This is a genomic window from Tumebacillus avium (assembly GCF_002162355.1).
In the GTDB taxonomy this organism is placed as follows: domain Bacteria; phylum Bacillota; class Bacilli; order Tumebacillales; family Tumebacillaceae; genus Tumebacillus_A; species Tumebacillus_A avium.
Genome location: NZ_CP021434.1, coordinates 787,432 through 811,217 on the forward strand (window position 1 = coordinate 787,432; position 23,786 = coordinate 811,217).

Annotated in this window: 20 protein-coding genes; 2 read left to right on the forward strand and 18 right to left on the reverse strand. The window is 57.8% G+C overall.

Annotation, left to right across the window (positions count from 1 at the left end; translation table 11 throughout):
* Positions 1-158 precede the first annotated feature (158 nt).
* The 17 genes from CBW65_RS03650 to CBW65_RS03725 form a co-directional block, all read right to left on the reverse strand.
* Complete coding sequence (locus CBW65_RS03650) at positions 159-1,592, reverse strand: SulP family inorganic anion transporter (protein ID WP_269767999.1); 1,434 nt, start codon at positions 1,590-1,592, stop codon at positions 159-161.
* Between the two features lie 33 nt (positions 1,593-1,625).
* Entirely contained in the window at positions 1,626-2,048 is a 423-nt protein-coding gene (locus CBW65_RS03655) for a universal stress protein (protein WP_087455645.1), read from the reverse strand.
* A gap of 115 nt (positions 2,049-2,163) precedes the next feature.
* A complete protein-coding gene (locus tag CBW65_RS03660; RefSeq protein ID WP_087455646.1) occupies positions 2,164-2,796 on the reverse strand; it encodes a response regulator transcription factor in 633 nt (210 codons plus the stop codon).
* Positions 2,793-3,875 (reverse strand): sensor histidine kinase, encoded by a 1,083-nt coding sequence (locus tag CBW65_RS03665; protein WP_087455647.1) that lies wholly within the window; start codon positions 3,873-3,875, stop codon positions 2,793-2,795. The genes CBW65_RS03660 and CBW65_RS03665 overlap by 4 nt, the downstream gene beginning before the upstream one ends.
* Positions 3,872-4,600, reverse strand: coding sequence for a cell wall-active antibiotics response protein LiaF (gene liaF / locus CBW65_RS03670; RefSeq protein WP_157721752.1), 729 nt, complete (start codon positions 4,598-4,600; stop codon positions 3,872-3,874). The genes CBW65_RS03665 and liaF overlap by 4 nt, the downstream gene beginning before the upstream one ends.
* Positions 4,601-4,699: 99 nt before the next feature.
* Positions 4,700-5,347 carry a PspA/IM30 family protein gene (locus CBW65_RS03675; protein WP_087455649.1) on the reverse strand — a complete coding sequence of 216 codons (648 nt, stop codon included), beginning with the start codon at positions 5,345-5,347 and terminating at the stop codon, positions 4,700-4,702.
* Positions 5,348-5,405: 58 nt separating this feature from the next.
* Entirely contained in the window at positions 5,406-5,753 is a 348-nt protein-coding gene (locus CBW65_RS03680; RefSeq protein ID WP_087455650.1) for a hypothetical protein, read from the reverse strand.
* A 187-nt stretch (positions 5,754-5,940) separates the two neighbouring features.
* Positions 5,941-6,741, reverse strand: a complete 801-nt coding sequence (locus tag CBW65_RS03685; RefSeq protein WP_087455651.1) for an undecaprenyl-diphosphate phosphatase — start codon at positions 6,739-6,741, stop codon at positions 5,941-5,943.
* A 75-nt stretch (positions 6,742-6,816) separates the two neighbouring features.
* Complete coding sequence (locus CBW65_RS03690; protein ID WP_087455652.1) at positions 6,817-7,323, reverse strand: TlpA family protein disulfide reductase; 507 nt, start codon at positions 7,321-7,323, stop codon at positions 6,817-6,819.
* Positions 7,323-7,883 carry a MauE/DoxX family redox-associated membrane protein gene (locus tag CBW65_RS03695; protein ID WP_087455653.1) on the reverse strand — a complete coding sequence of 187 codons (561 nt, stop codon included), beginning with the start codon at positions 7,881-7,883 and terminating at the stop codon, positions 7,323-7,325. The genes CBW65_RS03690 and CBW65_RS03695 overlap by 1 nt, the downstream gene beginning before the upstream one ends.
* Complete coding sequence (locus CBW65_RS03700; protein ID WP_232463438.1) at positions 7,883-10,270, reverse strand: ATP-binding cassette domain-containing protein; 2,388 nt, start codon at positions 10,268-10,270, stop codon at positions 7,883-7,885. The genes CBW65_RS03695 and CBW65_RS03700 overlap by 1 nt, the downstream gene beginning before the upstream one ends.
* Positions 10,271-10,330: 60 nt before the next feature.
* Entirely contained in the window at positions 10,331-10,504 is a 174-nt protein-coding gene (locus tag CBW65_RS24060; protein WP_157721753.1) for a hypothetical protein, read from the reverse strand.
* Positions 10,505-10,541: 37 nt separating this feature from the next.
* A complete protein-coding gene (locus CBW65_RS03705) occupies positions 10,542-10,724 on the reverse strand; it encodes a hypothetical protein (protein ID WP_087455654.1) in 183 nt (60 codons plus the stop codon).
* A 127-nt stretch (positions 10,725-10,851) separates the two neighbouring features.
* Entirely contained in the window at positions 10,852-11,469 is a 618-nt protein-coding gene (locus tag CBW65_RS03710; RefSeq protein ID WP_087455655.1) for an SCO family protein, read from the reverse strand.
* The gene (gene lgt / locus CBW65_RS03715; protein WP_087455656.1) at positions 11,469-12,248 is read right to left on the reverse strand and encodes a prolipoprotein diacylglyceryl transferase; all 780 of its coding nucleotides are present in this window, start codon (positions 12,246-12,248) and stop codon (positions 11,469-11,471) included. The genes CBW65_RS03710 and lgt overlap by 1 nt, the downstream gene beginning before the upstream one ends.
* A 26-nt stretch (positions 12,249-12,274) precedes the next feature.
* On the reverse strand, positions 12,275-12,679 hold the full coding sequence (locus tag CBW65_RS03720; protein WP_087455657.1) for a FixH family protein: 405 nt from the start codon (positions 12,677-12,679) through the stop codon (positions 12,275-12,277).
* Between the two features lie 153 nt (positions 12,680-12,832).
* Complete coding sequence (locus CBW65_RS03725; protein ID WP_087455658.1) at positions 12,833-13,420, reverse strand: TVP38/TMEM64 family protein; 588 nt, start codon at positions 13,418-13,420, stop codon at positions 12,833-12,835.
* A 150-nt stretch (positions 13,421-13,570) separates the two neighbouring features.
* Between CBW65_RS03725 and CBW65_RS03730 the strand changes: the two genes are divergently transcribed.
* The gene (locus tag CBW65_RS03730; protein ID WP_087455659.1) at positions 13,571-16,957 is read left to right on the forward strand and encodes a ferritin-like domain-containing protein; all 3,387 of its coding nucleotides are present in this window, start codon (positions 13,571-13,573) and stop codon (positions 16,955-16,957) included.
* Positions 16,958-17,022: 65 nt separating this feature from the next.
* Here the strand turns inward: CBW65_RS03730 and CBW65_RS03735 are convergent, their stop codons facing one another.
* Positions 17,023-17,763 carry a hypothetical protein gene (locus CBW65_RS03735; protein ID WP_157721754.1) on the reverse strand — a complete coding sequence of 247 codons (741 nt, stop codon included), beginning with the start codon at positions 17,761-17,763 and terminating at the stop codon, positions 17,023-17,025.
* Positions 17,764-18,377: 614 nt separating this feature from the next.
* Here CBW65_RS03735 and CBW65_RS03740 point away from each other — a divergent pair.
* Positions 18,378-23,672: a non-ribosomal peptide synthetase gene (locus CBW65_RS03740; protein WP_087455661.1), complete on the forward strand. Its 5,295-nt coding sequence runs from the start codon at positions 18,378-18,380 to the stop codon at positions 23,670-23,672.
* Positions 23,673-23,786 lie beyond the last annotated feature (114 nt).

Here is a 23,786-nt window from a genome sequence, read left to right on the forward strand (position 1 = left end):
CATCTTTTATATTTCAATAAAAAACTGCAAGGGTTTACAAATTATATAATTAATTCGACATTTTACGACATTTATCGTTATATTTAATAAAAAATTTAAATGTTTTCCGAATGGTCAAGACGGTCAGTTGCGGTGCAGAAATAAAAAAAACTTGGCCTCTACAGGCCAAGTTTTTGTGTGAGGATTTGACTTTCCGGATTCAGTCCGACGAGCTTGACCTGCTTGCCAAGCGCTTCGTATTTGCCGATCGTTTTCGCGATCGCAACCACGGCGGAGTGGTCCCAGACATGGGTGAAGGAGAAGTCGATCACCACTTGCTCCGGGTCGTCTCCGTACGTAAACAGCTCGCCAAAATAGGTCGTGGTGCCAAAGAAAAGCGGGCCGGAGATCTTGTAGACTTTCACGCTGCCCTGCACTTCGGTCACCGCTTTGATCCGCGACGACTTCCAGCCGTAGACGAGCGCCGCGATGATCACTCCGGCCAGCACGCCTTTGGACAGGTCGTGCGTGGCCACGACGATCGCCACGGTGACGATCATCACAAACGAATCGGCAAACGGGATCTTGCGCAAGTCTTTCAGCGACTGCCAGTCAAACGTGCCGATCGAGACCATAAACATCACGCCGACCAGCGCCGCCATCGGGATCTGGTTGACGATGTTGCCAAGCACGAGGATCAGGAACAGGAGAAACGTCCCGGCGACAAACGTGGACAAGCGTCCGCGCCCGCCGCTCTTGATGTTGATCACCGACTGCCCGATCATCGCGCAGCCGGCCATCCCGCCGAAAAATCCGGTCAGGAAGTTGGCGATGCCCTGCCCTTTGACTTCAGTGTTTTTGTTGCTTTTCGTCTCGGTCATGTCATCGACGATCGACGCGGTGAGCAGCGATTCCAAGATGCCGACAAACGCCAGGGACAGCGAGTACGGGAAAATGATCAGCAAGGTCTCCAGCGTAAACGGCACGGACGGGAAGTGGAACATCGGGAGTTCCCGTTTGATGTTGCCCAAGTCGCCGACCGTACCTGTGTCAATGCCGAAAAACATCGTGATCGCCGTGATGATGATGATGGCGACCAGCGGGGACGGCACGGCCGTCGTGATGCGCGGCAGCAGGTAGATGATCACCAGGGTCGCCGCCACCAGCGCGTACATGATCCAGGTTTCGCCAATGAAGTTCGGCAGTTGCGCCATGAAGATCAGAATCGCCAAGGCGTTGACGAAGCCAACCATCACCGACGCCGGGATAAACGTTAAAAAACGTCCGATCTTAAGAAATCCTAAGATAACCTGTAAAATGCCGGTCAGCACAGTTGCGGCAAAAAGGTATTCGATGCCGTGGTCGGCGACAAGCGTCACCATGACCAGCGCCATCGCGCCGGTCGCCGCCGAGATCATACCCGGTCGTCCGCCGAAAAAGGCGATCACCACCGCGATCCAAAACGATGCGTACAACCCGACCATCGGGTCGACCCCGGCGATCAGCGAAAAGGCGATCGCCTCCGGGATCAAGGCGAGGGCAACGGTCATGCCCGACAGCACGTCTCCACGAATGTTGAAGAACCAGGACTGCCGCCAAGAAAGTTCTTTCACTTGCTCCACCCCATATCTTTCTGATTGGGCAGATTACTTCACGATCATCACCGGGCAGTTCGCCCGTTTCGCCACTTTGTGCGAGACGCTGCCCAACACCATCTCCTGGAGCGCATTGCGTCCACGGCTGCCGATGATGACGAGGTCTGCCTCTTTTTGATTGGCGTGATGCACGATGCTCGGCCCCGGTTCACCGTGCAAAACTTTGATGCTATAAGAAAGCCCGGCCGCTTTGATCTTCGTTTCCGTTTCGTACAATCGGCTGCTGCGCAGGTCGGCCAAAAGATCGTCGTCGCTGTGCGATTGCAGCACTTCATGACGCGTTTTTGCCGCGTCGATCACATACACCACTTCCACCTGTGCACTGGGGAGATGCCGGGCCAGTTCAATCGCCCGCTCCGTTGCGCGCAGCGAATGTTCCGATCCGTCTGTCGCAAGCAGTATCTGTTGAAACACCCAATGACCTCCTTGACTGCCAAGATGAAGCTTAGTATGTGCAGACAAGTATTAATCATAACAAAAAGCCCCGGCTTCTGCCAAGGCTTCGTAACTTTCTTTGCTCAAGATGGCGTTATTCGACCAGTTTGTTGCGATGGGCATAGATCGCCGCCTGCGTGCGGTCGTCCACTTCCAGCTTCGCCAAAATCTGCGTGATGTGCGCTTTTACCGTTTTCACAGCGATAAACAGCTCATCGGCAATCTCCTGATTGTTTTTGCCCTCGGCGATCAGGCGGAGGGTCTCCAGTTCCCGGGCGGTCAGCATTTCGTGAGGCTTGGCCTCGTCGGGGCGGCGCATGCGGGAGAGGACTTTGCCGGTCACTTGCGCTTCCAGCACGGGCTGGCCTTTTTGCGCGGAGCGGATCGCTTCGGCGATCTCCTGCGCCTTCGAGGTTTTCAACAGATAGCTGAGCGCGCCCGCTTCGATCACCGGGTACACTTTGTCATCGTCCAAGAAGCTGGTCAGGACGATGATCTTCGGGTCGGGCAAGAGCCGGCAGATCTCCTTGGTCGCCTCGATCCCGTCCATGCCTTCCATCACCAGATCCATCAAGATCACATCCGGCTGATGCTCCACCGCGAGCCGCACGCCTTCCCGACCGTCGGACGCTTCCCCTACCACTTCGATGTCCGGCTGCGCTTCCAGATAGGCGGAGAGGCCCATGCGCACCATTTCATGATCATCTACCAGCAATACGCGGATCATCGTTCCCGCTCTCCTTCCGGCTCCAACCGCGGAACCTTTTCAATGATGGGCACTTTCAATGACAGCTGCGTCCCTTTGCCCGGCGCGGAGATCAGATCGAGCACCCCGCCGACCTCAGCGGCCCGCTCCTGCATCATCTGCATGCCGTAGGAAGACGTCTTATGCGCATTCATCTGAAAGCCAACCCCGTTGTCGATCATCCGCAAGAACACCTGCTTGTCGGTCGCGCCCAGGCGCACCGTAACTGAGCTAGCCTGCGAATGGCGCAACACGTTCGACAAGCCTTCCTGCACGATCCGAAACAGGTGGTCCTCCACCCCTTTTGGCAATGGCGGGATCTCGGTGATCTCCGTGCGGATGTCGATCGGCTGCTTGGCCTGAAACTCCTGCAACAGCTCTTCCAGCCCTTCGATCAGCCCTTTGCCTTCCAAAGTGGCCGGACGCAGATGCAAGAGCAGCGCGCGCATTTCCTTTTGCGCATGTCCGGCCATCTTTTCGATCATTGCGATCTGCTTGTGAATCTTGTTTTCTTCCGTATGGTTCAGGTTCTCCTGCACAGCGGACGACATCATCGAGATCGCAAACAACTGCTGTGACACCGCGTCGTGCAGCTCCCGCGCCAGACGCTGGCGCTCCTCGAGAATCACCGACTTTTTCAGCTGATCCTGCATCTCCGCTTTCTCTGTGGACAGGCGCTGCAGCGACGCGACCTGCTTCTCCACGCGCTGCGCCATCTCGTTCAAGCGGTCGCCCGCCAGACCGATCTCGTCATCGCCAAGCGGCGGGACGCGGTGCGCGAACTGCCCGTTTTCATAGCGCAACGTCGCTTCGACCAGCTCTTCCAGCCGCTGCTTCAGCCCATTGCCAAACGAGAACCCGGACACGATGCCCGGCAGCACGATCAAGGCCAGCAGGATCAAAATCACCGGGATGTCAAACCAAACCTCCGTGAAAATCTGCACGACATCGATCTGAAAATACACCACAAGCAGCGTCAGCGCGGGCAGTGCGGCCAGCAGACTGACGCCGAGTGTAAAGCGCGTGGCGCGCCATTGAATGTTCGTCAGTTTCCGGCTCATAAGTACCTCACATCCACATCGCCGAGCAGGACGGAGACGGAGATTTTCACTTTGCGCGAGGCGCTGTGGAAGCCCGGAGACGTTTTTTCCATGTGGCAGTTCAGTCCGCTTTGCTTGGTGCCAAGCACTTCGAGATTCCCGGCGGAGACCGACGTGGTCACCGACACCTCGAGGTCATACGGCACATAGATGTCGAGGTCGCCGATCAGTGCTGCGATGACCAGAGTCGTCTCACCTTCAGGCAAAATCGCTTTCGACAGGTCGATCTTCACATCGCACACGCCGTAGGAAACGTTCAGACCATCCAGATCATACGGGCCGTTGATCATGCGCAAGGTGCCGACCAGCGAGCCGCTGAAAGACGGCTTCGACCAGTGGAACTCCGCGCCGTGCTCGCGGCGTTTTTCTTGCGGAGCCGGCTCTTCATAATCCAGAATCACGTCCTCCGGCCGTTTGCGATCCTGGCTTTTGATCAGCACATAGCCGACATAGATCAGCCCGAGGGCGATGACGACCCCGGCGACACTGACACCGGACAGCTGCTGCACGATGAGCACGCCGCCGATGACCATCAAGATCAGACCCGCTTTTTTCGAACGGTTGCGGTACAGCCAGTAGCCGACCGCGCCGAGCAGAAACGGGAGAAACAGTCCCAAGGCGCTGAGCACAATGATGATGATGACAATTGCAACCACGATAAATAAAGGATTTTGCGGCAAGCGCACAAGGTGACCCCCCTTTCTAGCTGTTATTATAAACCAAAAACACAAGAAGGGGCCCATGATTTGGGCACCCTCTCGATTTTTGCGGCAATGCGGCGAAGATTACGAGACTTTCTCCCCGCGCATGCGCTCCAGTTCTTTTTCCACCTCGTCCGCATATTCGAAGCGGGAATAGCTCAGCTCGTCAAAGGTCGAGGAGGCGCCTGTGTTTGCTCTGATCTCCATTTCAAGGATCTTGTTTTCAAAGCGCTGGAACTCGCGGACAAAGCTGTCGGTGTCGATACTGTGCAGCGCGGTCACGATGCGCTCTTTGACTTGTGCCACGTTGGCGCGGGCGATCAACGCGTGTTTTTTGTCTTTCAGCTCCTGGTAGCGGCGTTCGAGCAAGGAAGCCTGCTCTTTCAGCTCGCGGACTCCTTCTGCGGCGTGGTCGGCCTGCTCACCAAAGTAGGCGGCGCGGGCTTCGAAGTGCTTCATTTCGCCAAGCGCTTTGCGGGCGAGGTTTTCTTCGCCGGCGTTAAACGCCTGCTCCGCTTGGCGGCGGCGCTTGTCCTGCAGGGCGTGCGCTTCTTCTTTATTTTTTTCATAGGAAGCGGTCAAGGTCTGCTGCTTGACGATCGCGTGGCGGGCCTTGGCGATCTCTTCTTCCATGTTGCGCAAGGTGTGGTTGAGCATCATCTTCGGGTCTTCGATCTGGTCGAGGCCTTCGTGGATTGCTGCGGAGATCAGGTTGGCGATGCGTTTGAACATGTGTGGTTCCTCCTTGGGGGTCACTTGATTTGGTTGGTTGCGTTGGTTGTGATGCCGATTAGTTCTTGCCTTGCTTTTTCAGGAACGCTTTCCACTCGTCTTCAAAGCCGTTGTCCGTTTTGACGGTGCTGGTGAAGGTGGAGTCGGAAGAGGTGGTGGTGTACACCGGCTCGGTGTGCTTGAGTTTGTTGATCAGCTTGAGCACGATAAACGCGCCGCCTCCGAGCAGGGCCAGTGTGAACACCAGCGAGAACACCATGCCGATCAGCCCCGGGAGCCAGCCCCCTGCGAACATCAGGCCAAGCAGGATGAGGATCACGCCGCGCACCTTTTTGTGCTGCTTGTATTTCTTCACCCCGAAGTAAAAGAACATCAGGGAGATCAAAAAGCTTACCAATCCGCCCATCTTGTTTCACTCCTTTCAAGTTTCGTGTGTGTTGGTTGTTGTTTTCTATGTCTTTATCTTACGGAAAATCTCAAAGTCTCTTAATGTACCTCAGTTGAATCTTCTACTACGACCTTAGTCTTATAGGGCATAGGACAAGACAACAAAAAAAAGACCTCTGCAGCATTCTGCAAAGGTCTTGACTCACTTACAGCACGAACAGCCAGAACAGCGCGGCCAGCACAAAGCGGTAGATTGCGAACCAGGTCAGCTTCACGCGCTCAAGCAGCTTGAGGAAGCCAACCATCGCGAACAGGGCGACAACAAAAGCGGTGATGAAGCCGACCGCGAAGTAGCCGATGTCGCCGGTGGACAGGTGCTCCCAGCTCTTCAGCAGGTCATAGCCGGTCGCGCCGACCATCATCGGAATGGCGATGAAGAAGGAGAAGTCGGCCGCCGCTTTGCGGTGTACCCCGAAGAACAGACCGCCCGACATCGTGGAGCCGGAGCGGGAGAAGCCGGGCCAGACGGCGAGCATCTGGAACAGGCCGATCTGCAGCGCTTGGAGGTAGGTGATGTCGTCGATGGTGTGCGCCTTAATCTCGCGTTTCTCCGCGTATTTCTCGGCGACGATCATCAGCACCCCGCCGACGACGAGGCCGATCAGCACCGTTTCCGGCGAGAAGAGCACCTCTTTGATGAAGCCGTGGAGCAGGAACCCGGCGGTCAGGGCCGGGATGATGCCAAGCAGAACGTGGAGCAGGTTGATCTTGTACTGCGGGGCGTTGCCGACGCGAATGCCGAACAGCCCGAGGATGCGTTTCCAGTACAGCACGGTGGCTGCGAGGATCGCGCCGAGCTGGATGAAGATCTCAAACGTCTTCACCGCTTCGCCGGTCGCGCCAAGCAGTTCTCCTGTCAAAATCAGATGCCCGGTCGACGAGATCGGCAGAAACTCCGCCAAGCCTTCGACCAGGCCCATAATCAGCGCTGAAATATAGTCCATAATGTCGTCCTTTCCGCATCAAAGCTATCACTAGTAGCATTCTACCTCATTTTAGACGAACAAAAAAGCCGACTCCCTTCACAGGAATCGGCGTATGTTAAGCTCCATCGTCTCATAGCTTGCGACAATCCCGTGTTCGGCGATTACGCCTTGCGCGGAGATCAGCACGAAGTAGGGGTATTCTTTGATGCGGTATTCCTGGATCATCCGCGAGTTGCGCAGCAGAGTCACGCCGTCCGGCACCGCTTTGCCCGGCTGTCCGGCTGCCAGCGCCGGGGCGATGACAAGGACGCGAAGCTCCGGAAATTTCGGCTGGAATTCGGGCAGGTAGGAGATGAGCGTCTGGCAGACCTTGCAATCGTCTTTCGCAAACACGAGCAGCATCGGCCGCCCGGACTCCTCCTCAACCGGCATGAGCGGGGCCGGCTGGCCGGTTTGCAAAGCGTCTTTCTCCACGCGATCGCCGGTGATGCGAAAGCGGTGCAGAAATTCGTTGACCATCTTCGCGAGGCGATAGACGGCGAAGAGCAGAATGAAGATGAAGATCCAGGAGACCAGGTTTGAAATCAGCAAAAATGTTTCCATCAGGCACCTTCTTCCTTGCTTGTCCAGATTGTTTTGATGCGTGTGCGAACCTTGTTCAGTTCCGTGTACAGCACCCATGCCATCAGCGTCAGCCCGGCCGCCGTCATCGTGGTGATGGTGCCGATGCTGTCGAGCGTTTCCAGCGCGCCTGCGTTTTTCCACACCCAGCCGCAGCCCGCCATCAGCACCAGGTTGCGCAGCACCAGTTTCCACGACAGCAAATGGTTCCCCGCCACACCCCCGCACCCGCAGGAGATCTCGCGCCGCCCGCGCAGCAGATTGATCCCAATCGCCGCGCTGTACACAGCCAGCAGCAACAGTGACCCCAGCGCTGCCCAAGGCAGCAGGGAGTCCCGCAAAGAACCTATGAGCAACAGAACGGCCAGCGCTCCCTCCACATACACTTCTCCGATCGCCAAAGGCCTGACCATCGCTTCAGGCAAAATCCGGTAGTCCGCCACAATCGCCACATGCTCTTCCATCTTGCTCCGCTTGGACAGTGCGCTGCTCAGGAAGATTCCCGATAATAGAGTGCAGAAAAACAAGATCGCTGCTGCCATCACACCGCACCTCCGGTTTCTACCCCATACCACTCGGCCTGCATCTCATACATCCGGCGATACTCGCCGCCCAGAGCGATCAGTTCGGCATGTGTCCCCTGCTCGGCGACGCGGCCGTCTTTCAGCACGACGATGCGGTCGGCGAGCCGGGCTGCGGCCATGCGGTGGGAGATGAAGATCGCCGTCTTGCCTGCGGTCAGCCGTTCAAACTGCGCAAACACCTCACGCTCCGCCTGCGGGTCGAGCGCGGCGGTTGGCTCGTCCAAGATCACCACCTGCGCATCGGCAAACACGGCACGCGCCAAGGCGATCTTTTGCCACTGCCCGCCGGAGAGGTCCTCGCCATCGCGGTACATCCGCCCGAGATAGGTGTCATACCCCTGCGCCATCCGCCCGACAAACTGCGCCGCTCCGCTCTTCTCCGCCGCTTCTGCCAAACGCTCATCATCGCCATAACGCTCGATCTCGCTGCAGGCGATATTCTCCCGCACCGACAGCTGATAGCGGATAAAGTCCTGAAAAATCACATTGATCTCCTTGCGCAGCGCCCCCTCCTCAATACCATCGAGGTTCACGCCGTCAAAACAAATCTGCCCGTCCGTCACCGGATACAGTCCCATCAAACATTTCACCAGCGTTGTTTTCCCCGACCCGTTTTCGCCGACCAGCGCCAGTTTCTCGCCCGGCCGGATCGTAAACGACACGTTCTGCAGCACATCGCGCCTGCCTTGCAGATAGCGGTACGAAACGTTCTCCACCGAGATCCCCTGCACCAAAGCCGGAAACGGCTCCGTCCCCTTCATCTGCCGCACGCCCGGCACTTCGTAGTGCAGCAAGGAAAAATAGTCCCGGATAAACAGCCCCGACTCATACAGCCTGGCCATCTGCTGCGAGATGCTGTTGATCGACCCCTGCGTCCCTTGCACAGCCTGTCCGATCGCCACAAAATCCCCGACCGTCACCGTCGACGTGCGCATCAGCCAGACCATCACCCCGGCGGCCAGCGTGTAAAACAGCGCCGTGATCCCGTCGAGCCCGACATAGGCTGTCTGCTGCTTCTTTTGCAGCGACAACTGCTCCGCCGCATTTTTCAAAAACTTTTGCGACCAGCGCCGCATCAAGTGCGGTGCAAGCCGGAACAAACGCACTTCTCCGGCGGCCGGGCGGGATTTGAGCAGATGGGAGAAGTAGTGGGCTTCCCGCGTGGTTTTGGTCTGCGCCACCGACAACTGAAAACTGCGTTTGCCAAATCCGGACTGGATAAAGAAAATCGGAATCGAAGCCACTGTCGAGATCACGACGAGACTCCAATGCACCGTAAACAAAAAACCTAAAAACGACAACAGCACCAACGCCGATTTGCCAATCTCCAGCACATTCTTCAGCGGCTGCAAAAACCGGCCCCCCATCCCCCCGTTCACACGATCGAGATGATCCTGAAACTCCGGCAGGTCAAAATACGAGTAGGGCACCGACGACGTTTTCTGCATGATCTGCTGCTGCAAGACGTGGTCGAGCCGAAATTCCATCTTGCGGTTGAAATACTCCTGCGCCTTCTGCACCGTGGAACTGAGCAGCACGATCAAAAACTGAGCCAGCAACAGCCAGAGCGCCATGCTGAACTGCTCCGAACGCTTCAACACCAGATCGGTAACCGTGTCGATCAGATGCTTCGTCACCGACAGCGCGGCGATCGGCAGCGTTCCCATCACCACGCTCGCCAGCAGGGAAAACAGCATCCAGCCCTTCCCGTGCTGCCAGACCAGCCGAAACGCCCGGCCTAAGATCACGCTCAAAGACAGCTTCCCACCCTGCGGCTTGCCCGGTTGCTTGCCTGACTGCTTGCCTGACTGCTTGCCCTGCGGCTTTTGCTGCCACTCTGCCCGATATTTTGCGATGAGTTGATTGACCGACTCCCCCACACGACGGATCACACCCGTGCGGTCGACGATGAAAGAAAAGGGAAACGTTGTGATGTTCAACCGATTGATCAATTCTTCCGGCGCCATCTGCAACGGTAATTTGCTATGGAAAGTTTGAAAATACTCTTGAACCTTTTGCGGGTCATCTTTCGGCATGATCAGGCAAAGTGCGGGCAGCTCCTGCTTCTCCCGCGCCTGAATCAGCCGCTCGACAGACCCTTTGCACAATCCGCAGCCCGGAGCTGCGATCATGATCACGACCGGCCGCCCGGCCAGTTCCTTTGGCATCGTCAACAGATGCTGAATCGACACCCCGACCAGCGGATGCCCAAGCCCCCAATCAGCGGATGCTTGCGGCAGATGACCGACCTCTGCCTGCAAGTTATGAAATTGCCTGCGCAACAGCCTGTACACGAGGAGACACCCTGCCGCGATCAACAAGGACAGCACTACAATAGACGGCATCTCGACCCCTCCTAAAAAACCTGCCGGGTTCCCCCGGCAGGCTGTGCATCAAATCAGAAACTAATCACAGCAGACGCCGGTGACTTCCCAATGATCACGATTCCAAGCCTCATAGTGATAGTCGTAACCCACGTCACAGTACCCGGCTACACAACGGCTCTCAAAGCCATCCTGTCCAACAGCACCTTCTGTAACGCCTTCATAACCAAACAATTTCGTGATGTTTTTCAACATATCCAATCACTCCTTTTTTTGGTTTGAGTCGGCTGTACTAGCAGCAGCTCCCGGTGTAATACCAGCCATCTTCACGACTCCAGGCTTTTTCATAATAATTCCGCTCGTAGCCGCTCCGATCATAGCAGGTGCCCAGTTCACACTCGTTCGCGTAGGGCTCCGGCTCCACGGTGCCTTCCGTACCGCCGGCGTAACCAAACAATTTCGTGACGTTTTTCAACAGATCACTCATCTCCTTTTGGTTAGTTTTTTAAAACTGTGAACAATTACATTATATATCAATTAGTGATCAAAAGGATAGTTACTTTTAAAAAAATAAATAAAAAAAACCGCCCCATCGGAGGCGGTTACTCTTTTGCTAATTTGGTGATGTCTTTCAACACGTCTTCGGTCGGCATCTCTTCGCCCATGTAGTAGACTTTGCGGACGTTGTTTTTCGCGTCGACCAGGTAGAGCGAACGGGTGGCGTGGATAAACGTGCCGTCCGCCTGCTCTTCGACGAAGTTGCCGTAGCTTTCCACGACGGCATGCGTCTCTTCTTCCGTGCCGCGCAGGAGCGTCCAGCCCTGCTGGTCGATGCCCATCGCTTCGGCGTGCTTCTGCAGGACATCGGCGGTGTCGTGGTCGGGATCAAACGTGACGGAGACAAAATGGACTTTGCTGCCCCAGTAGCCTGCTTCTTTCAAGTCATTCTGCAAGTTGACCATCTTCGCCGTCGTGACCGGGCAGATGTCCGGGCAGTTGGTGTAGATGAACTCGACGAGGCGGACTTTGCCGTTGTAGTCGGTGAAGTTGACGTTCTCCCCGGCGAGATTTTGCAGCGTGAAGTCGGGAGCGCGGTTTAAGAAGGGCAGTTTCGTATAGCCCGACCAGAACCAGTAGCCGACCCCGACCAGGAAGGCGATGATCATCACACCGATCAGACCGTTCAGCAGCAGATTGTTGCGTTTCTTTGCGGTATCCATTACACAGCAGCCCTTTCCTTCGTCAGCAGGCGCGTACCCGCCCACAGCGCAAACGTCACGAGGATGGCGATGACGGAGGTCCATTGCCCTGCTGTCCAGTTAAAGAGATATTCCGGCGTGTCGCCGCGCAGATATTCGAGGAAAAAGCGCCCGATCGAATACAAGGCAACGTAGATCACGAAGATCAGACCTTTGGGCAGCGGACGGAAGCGCAAGATGATGATCAGCGCAAACACGACCATGCACCACATGCTCTCAAACACTTCGGCCGGCCAGAGCGGGAGGTCGCCATATTCGGCGTAGGCGTTGGTGCCTTCCGGATAGACGATGCCAAAGCCGCTGTTCGTCGGCGCCCCGTACGCGTCACCGTTCATGAAGCAGGCGGCGCGGCCGATCGCTTGTCCGATGATCATGCCCGGCGCAAACAGGTCGGCCGTTTCCCAGAACGACCATTTCAGCTTGCGCACGTACCAGATCCCGGTCAGAACGCCCCCGATCAGTCCGCCTTGCACCGACATCCCGCCGTCCCAGACCGCGAGGATCTGCAGCGGGTGTGACAGGTAATACGCGCCTTGGAAGAACAAGACCTCCCACAAACGCGCCCCCAGCAAGCCGCCCAAGATGACGGCAAATGCCATGTCGCTCAGCTTCTCCGGGTCGCGCCCCGCCAACTTGGCAAAATACGCGGTGACGCCAAGGCCCAGCAAAATCGCCAAAGCCGAGATCACCGAGTGCGACGGAATCCCAAACCCGAAAATCGTAAATAGGTACTCTCTCACCCAGACACCTCCCAGTTTAAAAAACGCTATTCTGCGACTTCAAATGTCACAGTCGGCATTTGATGCAGTTCTTTGGTAGTTGTGTGTATCGTCACTTGATAAGTACCTGGTTCCATAAAAGTCTTGTTCAGCGTATAACGGCCGTCACCCAGCGCTTTGGCGTCCAGCGTTTCATGTGCGCCTTCGCCTTGCCAGATTTCAAATTCCACCTTGGCATCCGGCACAGGCTCCCCTGCGCGCGCGATCGTGGCGAGCAGTTCCGCCTCAGCGCCTGCCTTGGCGGGGCTGGGGGCGGTGGTGAAGTCGATGGTCAGCTTGACCGGTTTTGTCGTACTCGTCCCGTGCTGCTCATGCTCCGCTGAACTTCCGCAGCCGACGCTTGCGACCATCGCCGCGATCAGCAGCGGGGCGATCCACACAATTCGTTTCATCTTGTGCACCTCCTGCGTACAAGGGCAATGATACCAGACTGACGGCGGTGATTACATAACTCTATCGGGCTATCTTTATCAAATCTGTGACGCTCTGCCTGCATTTCCTTCCATCATCGCAAATCCGCGTCCGAAATGCAAAAAACGGCCCGCTTACAGGGCCGCTTTTTCCGCATATTTGACTTTGCCGCGATTCTCCACCCATTTGCCGCCATACCACAGCCCGACCATGACGAGCGCGACCACGCCAAATTTCCACGGGTGCTGAATCCATGACGGCAGGTCATGTCCGATGTAGGAGAGGATGAACACCATCACGCCTTTCGCCGCAAACGTCGCGAGCAGAAACGAACGAATCGAAATCGTCGTCAAACCGCCCACCACCGCCACCGTCGTCGAAGGAGAGAACGGGAACGAACATAAAATAAAGACCGAAGTAAATCCCTTCTCCTCAATCCAGTTCAAGAAACGGCCGGAATCCTTATATTTGCGCAGCATCCGGTCGCGCAGCCGATGGCTGAGCAGCCGCACCAGCAAAAAGAGCAGGCTTTGCCCCAGCCCAACGCCGATCCATGAATAGAGAAACCCTTCCCACAGCCCAAACGCCATCGCATTGGCCATCACGATCGGAATCAACGGCAGCACCGGGAAAAACGTCTCCAGCATCGCCATCAAGATCCCCGGCAGCGGCCCAAATGCCCGGTATTGCTCCAAAATCCCATGTAAATCGGTCAGATCCATCCTTTTTCCTCCAGTTAATCATACTTACCCTATATGCATACTAACATAATGCATAAAGTTAAACCATATACAAATTTGTTTCTTGTATTCTTTACATCCATCTGCTAGATTTAATTTGAACTAGGACGAAAGAAGGGGGACTTCTTTACTATGAGTGAAAACCAACAGGCACGCAAACTGCTGGTCGATCTGCTGCATGAAGCGGCGGAACTCGAACACAGTCTGCTCGATGCCTACCTTTATACGGCCTGCTCGATCAAAAGCACGCCGCAGGAGTTTGCCCTTGCCGCCGGCAAGCCGAACAGACGCCGCGCCGTGCAGTTTGAACGGGCGCGCTCTTGGAAACAAAGCATCCTCATGGTCGCCCATGAAGAGATGCTGCACCTGCACTATGTCCAATGCCTGCTTCGCGGGCTTGGCGAAGCGCCGAGCTTTGGCCTGCCCAAGCGCAGCCCGGACAGCGGCAACTGGGTGATCCCGAACTGGCAAGCGCAAGTGGCCGGACAAGATGTTGACGGCGGCAACGGCGTGGAAGTGCCGGTCGGGGGCTTGAGCCTGGAGAACATCCGCCGTTTCGTGCTGTACGAATCGACCGATTCCCTGCAGGATGACAATCCGTTTGGCGAGCAATCTTCGCAATTATTTAAACGTTTGTATGATTTCGAACTCGACTATCGCTTCGAAAGCATGCTCTATCATATTGAAAACGAAGACCGCCGCGCCGAGCTGAAGCAGAAGCTGTTCAACCTCTACACCCTGCTCACCCCGCTCGCGCCGGAAGATGCGGTCGAGAAAAAAGTGATGGCCGCGATGAAAGCGGTCGGTCTGCCTTCGGTGGAAGAACTGCGCTTCCAGTCGATCTCCGACTTCTACCTGCGCGGCGTCCTGCCCCTGTACCAGCAGGCGTTCGACTTCAACTGGGTCGAGAACAACAACCGCGACCTGAACAACGAACTGCTCGATCCGGCGCATGCGGCAGAAGGCTTTTTGCCGATCGGCCCGATCAACCGCGACATGAACTTCAACCATTTTGCCCGCGGCAACATCGAGAACCCGCTGCGCAACTACAAGCATGTCGAAAACATCGTCAAAGAGATCGTCGAAGAAGGCGAAGGCGCGTCCAACTTTGAAACCAAAGCCCTGGAGTTCCTCGCCAAAGTCGAAGAGATCGGCGGAACGCGCAACTACCTGACCAAAGTGATGCGCGACCCGAACCGCCGCAACCCGTCGACGCCGATCGTCCGCCTCGGCGAGCGTCTGCGCAACTCCCACCTCTACCGCTTCGTGCTGATCATGACCGAGCTGGAGCAGGAAAAAGCGTTGGCGCAAGAGTCCGGCGTGGATTTTGAAGCAGCCCGCGAGCAGGTGTATGTGGAAGACAACGTGCGTCTGAAGCAGATCACTGCAGAGCTCCCGGCGCAATTTAACGCGGCGTACCTCGTCATGCTGTCCTGGCTGTCCCGGATGTACGAGATTCCGCATTGGGAAGCGGACAAGCCCCGCCGCCAAGCGATCGAAATGCTGGCGTCGTGGCCGCTGATGTCTTTGGCGATCCGCCCGTTCCTCGAACTGGCCTCGTTCTTCCCGCTCGATCTGCAAAATCTGTTCCGCCTCGACCCGGCCGGCCTGCCGCTCTTGCCGATCCACGCGCAGCAACTGCATCAAGTCTACGCGCAGCCGGAGCGCTCGCAGGACGTCAATGCCCGCATGGACTATCTGGCGGTGCGCGTCTTGAACGATGTCGCACAGTGGGCAGCGGCGCAAAAAGAAGCGCTGGCAGGCGTTGCGCTGGATGAGAACACGAAGGACATGATCCTCTCGCGTCTGAACACGCTTTCCCAGCTCGACGAGTTCCAGAAGCAGTTCCCGTTCCGCGTCCATGGCGGCTACTCCAACCAGATGCCCGACCTGACCTATCAGCAAAAGCATCCGGACGGCGGCAAGTACGAAGAAGATCCGACCACCGTTCCTGCTCTGTTCGAAGAGACGTTGGCGCTGCGCATCAAGTTCTCCGGCTGGGGCCTCGTGCAGCTGGCGACCGACCCCGATCCGCCGAACGATGAAGTTGGCGCGACCGGCACGCACATGCTGCATCCGGCCGACGGCGACCGCCGTTTTGACCGTGCGCTGGTCTGGCAGAACAACGACAAGAAGCACGACATCGTGCGCGGCCCGAAAAAAGACGTGCCGGAGCTTGGCGTCAACGCCCAGGAAGTGTCGCTCGTCGTCACCAACGGCAAAGCAAACGCCGGCTATGTCCCGCTGCAAGTGATGAACTCGCTGGGCGCGGTGCAGACTTCGGGCGTGCAGTCGGAGCTGCGCATCGACGGCTTCCTCGACCTGCTCAACCTGACACCGCAGGAGATCCTCGGCGATGACCGCAAGTTGCGCCTCGACCTGTTGGAGAAAAAGGGGCAGAAGCCGTTCCTGAACGGCCAGAACCATCTGGTCTGGAAAGACGGCGAGCCGATCGACCCGTTCATCATGGCCCTGTTTGCCGATCCGACAGACGGCGCCGAGTCGGACGACCCGGAACTGCTCTTCAAGCGTGAGATCTTCAACCAAGGCCTGACCATGATGGAGATGGAGCCGTTGCAGCGCATTTCCACGTCGCGCGGCCCGTGCGGTTTTGACGACTTCCACAACATCCCGGACTGGGTGATGGGCGCGATGCCGGAGAAAGACCGCAAGCTGTTCGAATGCCCGGGCTATCCGATGTCCTTCCTCGTCAACCGTTCGCGCAACCTCGGCAAAGCGCTGGAAAAAGAGTTCACCTCTGCCGTTGAATCGCAAGAAGCGGTCGACTCCGCGGTCTCGTACGCCGAGCGCATGCGCCTGATCAACGTGCCGCGTCCGGAGACGTTCATCTGGCTGACCTTCCTGCTCCACTACGGCCACACGGTCAGCGGCAACTTGGAGCTGGGTGCCGGCGAGAACCCGATTCTCTCCGCGCTGGCCAAGAAGACCAATCTGCAGTTCGCTTTGGGAGACAAAGACGAGCGCACCGCTTCCAACTCGCGCTGGCTGGTCAAATACACCAAAGGCGTGATGGACACCGACGCGATCCGCGACCTCGTCTTCGGCGAGCTGTACATCCCGATCACGGTGGAAGCTTCGGACAAGCCGATCACCTTGTCCCGCAGCTGGGTCTTCCCGGCGGCGATGCAAAAGACGGTCGCCGACTACGCCTGCAATTTTGCCAACCCGTACTGGGCTCCGTTCAAAGTCAGCGCAGACGGCAAGACCCGCACCTTGAAGCTCTCGAAGACTGCGGAGATCACCGAGACGTTGCTGAAGAAGAATGCCGATTCCTACTCCTACACCATGACCGGCCTCGAAGGCGTCACCGACTACACCGGCTCCTTCTCCGTCTCCAAACCGAAAAATGGGGACGAGACGATCACCTTGGACTGGACGGTCACCTTCAAAGCGTCCACCCCGCAAGCGGTGATCACCGCCGTCACCACCGTGGCAAACGGTGCGCAAGGGATGACCGACGCGATGTCGAATCATTTTGCACCGAAAGTGAAGCGGTAACTAAGAAACAACACAAGCATGCAAAAGAGCTCTGCCCGTTGGCAGAGCTCTTTTCGCGTGTATCGTCAGAAAACTTCCTTCTCGACCATTTTCACCAGTTTGTCGACCACCCTGGGACCGTACGTCTTCTTGTGCTTCGAGTTCAGCTCCAGCAGGCACTTCTCCACGAGGAATTGGCAGCCTTTCACAAAATCGTCTTCCTGGATGTACGGATAAGAATCCAAGCAAGTCTGCAGATGGTTGCTGATCACCGCGACCAATTTGGGATAGTAGTCCCCGGCTCGCTCCTTGGAATCTTGCACTGGCAGGATCTGCTGGTCGAACGTTTCCCACAGGCCTTGTTTCGTATTGTTCAGATTCCGTTTGTAGTTATCATCCAAGCGGTATTGTTCATTCTCTTCGCTCAGCTTGTTCCCGCCCGCTTTCTCGCTTTTCATGCCTTTCGTCTTCGAACCGCTGATCTTGGGAAAATACGAACCTGGCACCGAATTGCGCAACAGGCAGTATTCGCGCATCAGATTTTGCAGGACCGTGACCTTCTCGAAGTCCTCCACGCCGTCCGGGTTGCTGTAGTTGGTGTCTTTCTTGATGTCCGCCAACTTACTGTCCGTATCTGTTTTGTCGGTTGCCGTTATGTAATTCGGCAGCCCGGTCACTTTTTCGGACAGTGCGATCAAATCATTCACCGCATCTTTAAACGTCTTGCCCAAGACGGCATTGATCGCCGCATCCTGAAACACGACAAAGGCGGTGGAATGCGCCCCGGAACCGGTGCCCTCCCCGCGCTCGATCGTCGCGGAGGACACAAACAGGTCCTTTGAAGCGGTATCCCGTGTCAACCCGACATTCGCCAGCAGCATCTGTACCGGCGGAAGCGCAGTGTCGGACGCCAGTGTGATGCCGGCGATGCCGCCTCCCGCCCCGCGCGCACGACTTTCTGCTGTTGGGCCAGCATGCGCTGGACCGCCTGATTGCCCGCCGTGCGCTGCATTTGCAGGATGCCGGCCAGACTAAGCGGAGCCTGCTGGCGCTGCATCTGCTGTACCCGGCCCGGTGCCGGGACTTGCGTTTGACGCTTGCTTATAGCCACAGGGGAGTGCCCAGTCCTCATGTTCCCACCTCGGAGTTAAATAGTGAGTATAGTCTAACACTATTCTTCCTCCACCGTCATCGGGCAACTTGGAGCTGAGTTCTGGCGAGAAAGGATGAAGGAACGGCGCGGTCAGCCAGACAAAGTTGTACACCAAGCAAAACAGCACCCCGTGGGCGCTGTTTTTATTTGGTTTCTAAACGTGGTTGACATCAGGACTTTTCATGCATTACATTGATTGGAAGCAAGCCGATTCCTTACATTTTTAACGCGACTGAAATACCTCAAATTTGTATTCTTCTACTTATAGATAAGGATGTGAAGCCTTTGATGAAATCACTTCTTGACCTGCTGCGCGGCTGGGCTGAGCAACAGCCGGACCATCTGGCATATCTGTATCTGCGTGAAGGCGAGATCGAAGAGGCGCGTCTGACCTACGGCGAACTGGATGAAAAGGCCCGGGCGATCGCCGCCGAGCTGCAGCGCATGGGCGCACAAGGCGAACGCGCCTTGCTGTTGTATCATCAGGGGCTGGATTTTATCGCCGCCTTCTTTGGCTGTTTATATGCAGGCGTGACGGCGGTGCCGGTCTATCCACCGAAAATGAACCGCAACATGATCCGCCTGGAAGCGATCGCCGCCGACGCGACGCCGAAGTTCTCGCTGACCACCGGGCCGATCTGGAGCCGGGTCGCGCCGATGCTCAGCGAGCAGCCGGAACTGCAAAAGATGCAGTGGCTGGCGACCGATGAAGTGGACACCTCGCTCGCCGCTGACTGGGTAGACCCGCAGGCGGACGAAGAGATGCTGGCTTTCATCCAATACACCTCCGGCTCAACCGGCACGCCCAAAGGCGTCATGGTCAGCCACGGCAATCTGCTGCACAACGAAGCGATGATCACCGAGGCGTTTGCGCAAAACAAAAACTCGCTGGTGCTCGGCTGGCTCCCGCTCTATCACGACATGGGGCTGATCGGCAACGTGCTGCAGCCGCTGTATGTCGGCGCCTCGTGCATCTTGATGTCGCCGGTCGACTTTTTGCAGCATCCGATCCGCTGGCTGCAAGCGATCTCTACCTATAGAGCAACGACAAGCGGCGGGCCGAACTTCGCCTACGAGCTGTGCGCGCGCAAAGTGACGCCGGAGCAGGTCGCCGCGCTCGACCTCAGCTCGTGGACGGTAGCGTTTAACGGAGCCGAGCCGATCAACCCGGACGTGCTCGATCTGTTCGCCGAGACGTTTGCTCCCAGCGGGTTCCGCAAAGAGGCGTTTTTCCCCTGCTACGGGCTGGCCGAAGCGACCTTGTTTGTGACGGGCGGCTCGCAGACCGAACTGCCGATCATCAAAGCGGTCGAGAAAGAAGCGTTAAACGGCAACCGGGTCGTGTTCAGCGCCGAGCAGAGCGACCGCACCCAAACGTTCGTGTCGTCGGGACACTCTTTTATGGAACAGCGCGTGCTGATCGTCAATCCCGAGACGGGCGTGGAATGCCCGGCCGATCATGTCGGCGAGATCTGGGTGAAAGGCCCGAGTGCGGCAAAAGGATATTGGCAGCAGCCGGAGCTGTCCGAAGCGACTTTTGCCGCCCGGATCTCAGACACGGGAGAGGGCCAGTTTATGCGGACGGGAGACCTCGGGTTCATGCAGGACGGGGAATTGTATGTGACGGGGCGTCTGAAAGACCTGATCATCATCCGCGGCCGCAACCATTATCCGCAGGACATCGAAAACACCGTGGCCGCCTGCCACCCCGCGCTGAAACCGGGGGCAGGTGCCGCGTTTTCCGTCGCGGTGAACGGCGAAGAGCGCCTCGTGCTGGTGCAGGAAGTGGAGCGCGCCGTGTGGCGGAGCGTCAACGTCGAGGAAGTCTCGGCAGCCGTGCGGCAGGCGGTTGCCTATCATCATGAGCTGCAGGTGCATGCGGTCGTGCTGATCAAGCCGGCGTCGATCCCCAAGACCTCATCGGGCAAAATCCAGCGCCACGCCTGCCGCAACCAGTTCCTCGACGGTTCGCTGGCAACGATCGCCAGCGATGTGCTGGAGAGCGATGCGTCGGCTGAGGCCGTCGAGTTGTCGCGCGAAGAGCTGCTGGCCCTGCCGGAAGCGGAGCGCGCTGCGGCGCTGACCCGCTTTTTGACCGGGGCTTGTGCTGCCGTGATGGGTGTGACGCAAAAGCACATCGTGCCGGAGCAGTCCCTGCATGCCTTGGGGATGGACTCGCTGATGGCGGTGGAGCTGAAGCACCGCGTGGAAGAGTCGTTTGGCGTGGAGCTGACCATGGGCGACGTGCTGGACGGGCCAAGCGTCGAGGAATTGACCGCGCTGATTCAGGAGCGGATCGGGCAGGAGAACGTGTCAGATGCACCGGGGACACTTTTGAAAAACGTGACCGAGTTCCCGCTGTCCTACGGGCAGAAGGCGCTGTATTTCATGCAGAGCGTCAACCCGCAAAGCGCTGCTTACAACATCTCCAAGGCGCTGCGCATCGCCCAGCCCCTCGATGAGCAAAAATTACAAGCTGCGTTTGCCGCCTTGCTGGCCCGGCATCCGCAACTGCGCGTGTCATTTGAGATGCAAGAATACCAGCCCGTGCAGCGCGTGGCGGAGAGCGCCGTATCTGCTTTTGACGTAGACGTGCAGGACGCATCAGGGCTGACCGAAGAGCAACTGTTGGCCGCAGCAAACGCAGAAGCCAACCGCCCGTTTGATTTGAAAAAGGGACCTTTGCTGCGCATGAAGCTCTGGAAGCGATCCGACACTGACCACCTGCTGCTGATCACCGCGCACCACATCGCGGTGGACTTCTGGTCGTTTGGCGTGTTGCTGAAAGAGTTTGGCGCACTGTATGCCGATGCTGATACTGGGAATGCCGTCGCGGCGGCGCATGGCGACCGTTATTTCGAGTATGTGAGCTGGCAGCAAGAGTTACTGCAAGGCGCGGAGGGCCAGCGCATGAAGGCGTTCTGGCAACAGCAACTGAGCGGCCAACTGCCGGTGCTGAACCTCCCGTCCGACCGCAACCGCCCGGCTGTGCTCTCGGAGCGCGGGGCGACGCTGTCCTTTGAGCTGCCTCAGTCGTTGACCGAGCAGTTGAAGACGCTGGCCAAAGAGTCGGGCACAACGTTATATGCGCTACTGCTGGCGGCGTTCCAAGCGCTCCTGCACCGCTACACCGGACAGGAAGACATCCTGGTCGGCTCACCGAGTGCCGGCCGCAGCGCAGCAAAATTTTCCGGAACGGTCGGCTATTTCGTCAACCCGGTCGTCGTGCGCAGCCAGGTGACGGCCGATGCGCCGTTTACCGATTTCGTGGAAGGGGTGCGCAACACCGTTCGCGATGCGCTCAAGCATCAGGACTACCCGTTCCCGCTGCTGGTCGAAGAGCTGCAGCCCAACCGCGACCTCAGCTACCCGCCGCTGTTTAACGTGATGTTCAACCTGCAGTCGGGTGCCTTATGGAAAGAAGACGCCTTGGTGGCGCTGGCGCTTGGCCAAGGCGGTGCGAAACTGGAAGCGGGCGGACTCATCATGGAGTCAATCGCCTTGACCCCTGAGTATGCGCAGTTCGATCTCTCGCTGATGATGGGCGAATCGGACGGCAAGCTGTCCGGCGTGTTCGAATACAGCACCGCGCTATTCGAGCAAACGACCGTCGAGCGCATGAGCGGCCATTTCGCCACCCTGCTCGGCGGTATCGCCGAAGACGCGTCGCGCACCATCGCCGACCTGCCGCTGCTGACTCCTGCGGAGCAGGAATTGCTGCCGGTCTGGAATGGCGAGGCAGGCGAGCCGTCTGACACGACTTGGCACACAACGTTACACGCCCTCGTCGAAGCGCAGGTCGAGCGCACGCCGAATGCAACGGCGGTCGTATTTGAAGGCGCGTCACTGACCTTTGCCGAACTGAACGCCCGCGCCAACCGCACAGCCCGCGCCCTGCAGGCGCACGGCGTCACCGCCGATATTCCGGTCGGGATCTGCATGGACCGCTCCTTGGAACTGGTCATCGCCCTGCTCGCCGTGCTGAAAGCGGGCGGCGCGTACGTTCCGCTCGACCCGTCCTATCCGCAAGAGCGTCTCGCCTGGATCGCCGAGGATACGCAAGTCCCGGTCGTGTTGACCCAGTCGGCGCTCGTCGAAACGATCCCGGCCCAGCAGGCCAAACTGATCTGCCTCGACACCGACGCGGACCTGCTGAACGCCTACGCAGACACCAACCTCGTAGCAGCGGTGGAGCCGCATCATTTGGCCTACATCCTCTACACATCCGGCTCGACCGGCCGCCCGAAAGGCGTGGAGATCCCGCACCGTGCCATCGTCAACCACATGCTCTGGATGCTCGAAGCGTACCCGATGGGCAGCACCGATAAAATTTTGCAAAAAACGCCGATCGGCTTCGACGCATCCGTCTGGGAATTCTGGGCACCGCTGCTATCCGGCGCGACGCTCATCATGGCCCGCCCCGGCGGACACCGTGACAGCGGCTATTTGGCGCAAGCGGTCAAGGAGCAAGGAATCACCGTACTCCAGCTCGTCCCGACCATGCTCGCCCTCCTGCTCGAAGAGCCGGAGCTGGCGGCAGGCACCGCCCTGAAACACGTCTTCTGCGGCGGCGAAGCGTTGCCCGTCGATCTCCAGACCCGCTTTTTCCAAGTCCTCGACAGCACCGGGCTGCACAACCTGTACGGTCCAACCGAATGCACAATCGACGCCACCGTCTGGAATTGCCAGCCGCGCAATACCTTGCGCAGCGTGCCAATCGGCCGTCCAATCGCCAACACCCAAGTCTATGTGCTTGACGCACAAATGCGCCCTGTTCCGGCGCTGACCCTCGGTGAGCTGCACATCGGCGGTGCGGGACTAGCCCGCGGCTACCACAACCGCCCCGATTTGACAGCGGAAAAGTTCGTTCCGCATCCAAACGGATCGGGCGAGCTCCTATACAAAACAGGCGACCTCGCCCGCTTCCTGCCCGACGGCACGCTGGAGTACGCGGGGCGTCTCGACCATCAAGTAAAAATCCGTGGCTTCCGCATCGAGCTCGGCGAGATCGAAGCGGTGCTCAAAGAGCATCCCGACGTGCGCGACGCCATCGTCACCGCCCACGAAGAGCACGGCGACCAGCGCCTGGCCGCCTACCTGATCGCGTCCACAACACCAGACGCCGACCTGCGCGCTTTTGCAAAACAAAAGCTGCCCGACTACATGATCCCGTCCGCGTTTGTCCTGCTGGAAGCGTTCCCTCTGCTCCCGAACGGCAAAGTCGACCTGAAGGCTCTGCCCGTCCCAACGCGCGGACACACAACAGCCGCAACGCCATACATCGCCCCATCCACGCCAACCGAGCAAAAGCTGGCCGACATGTGGCAAGAAGTCCTCGGAGCGGAGCGTATCGGCACAGCCGATAACTTCTTCGAACGCGGCGGTCATTCCCTAATGGCGATGCAGATTGTCACCCGCGTGCGCCGCCAATTCGGCGTCGAGCTCCCGGTCGCGCGTCTCTTCGAGACCCCCACAATCGCCCAGCTTGCCGCTGTAATCGACACGTCGATCACAGCGCCAACCAAACCAAAAAAGCCGGCCATGAGCAAACTCTCCCGCGCCGCCCACCGTATCGATTCATAAAAAAAGACTCTGGATTGGAAAACCGCCAATCCAGACTCTTTTTCTATTACGTCATTGACCTTAAATCCTTAGCTCCTAAATCCCTAAATCCCTTATCCCTAAGCCTCCCCAAGG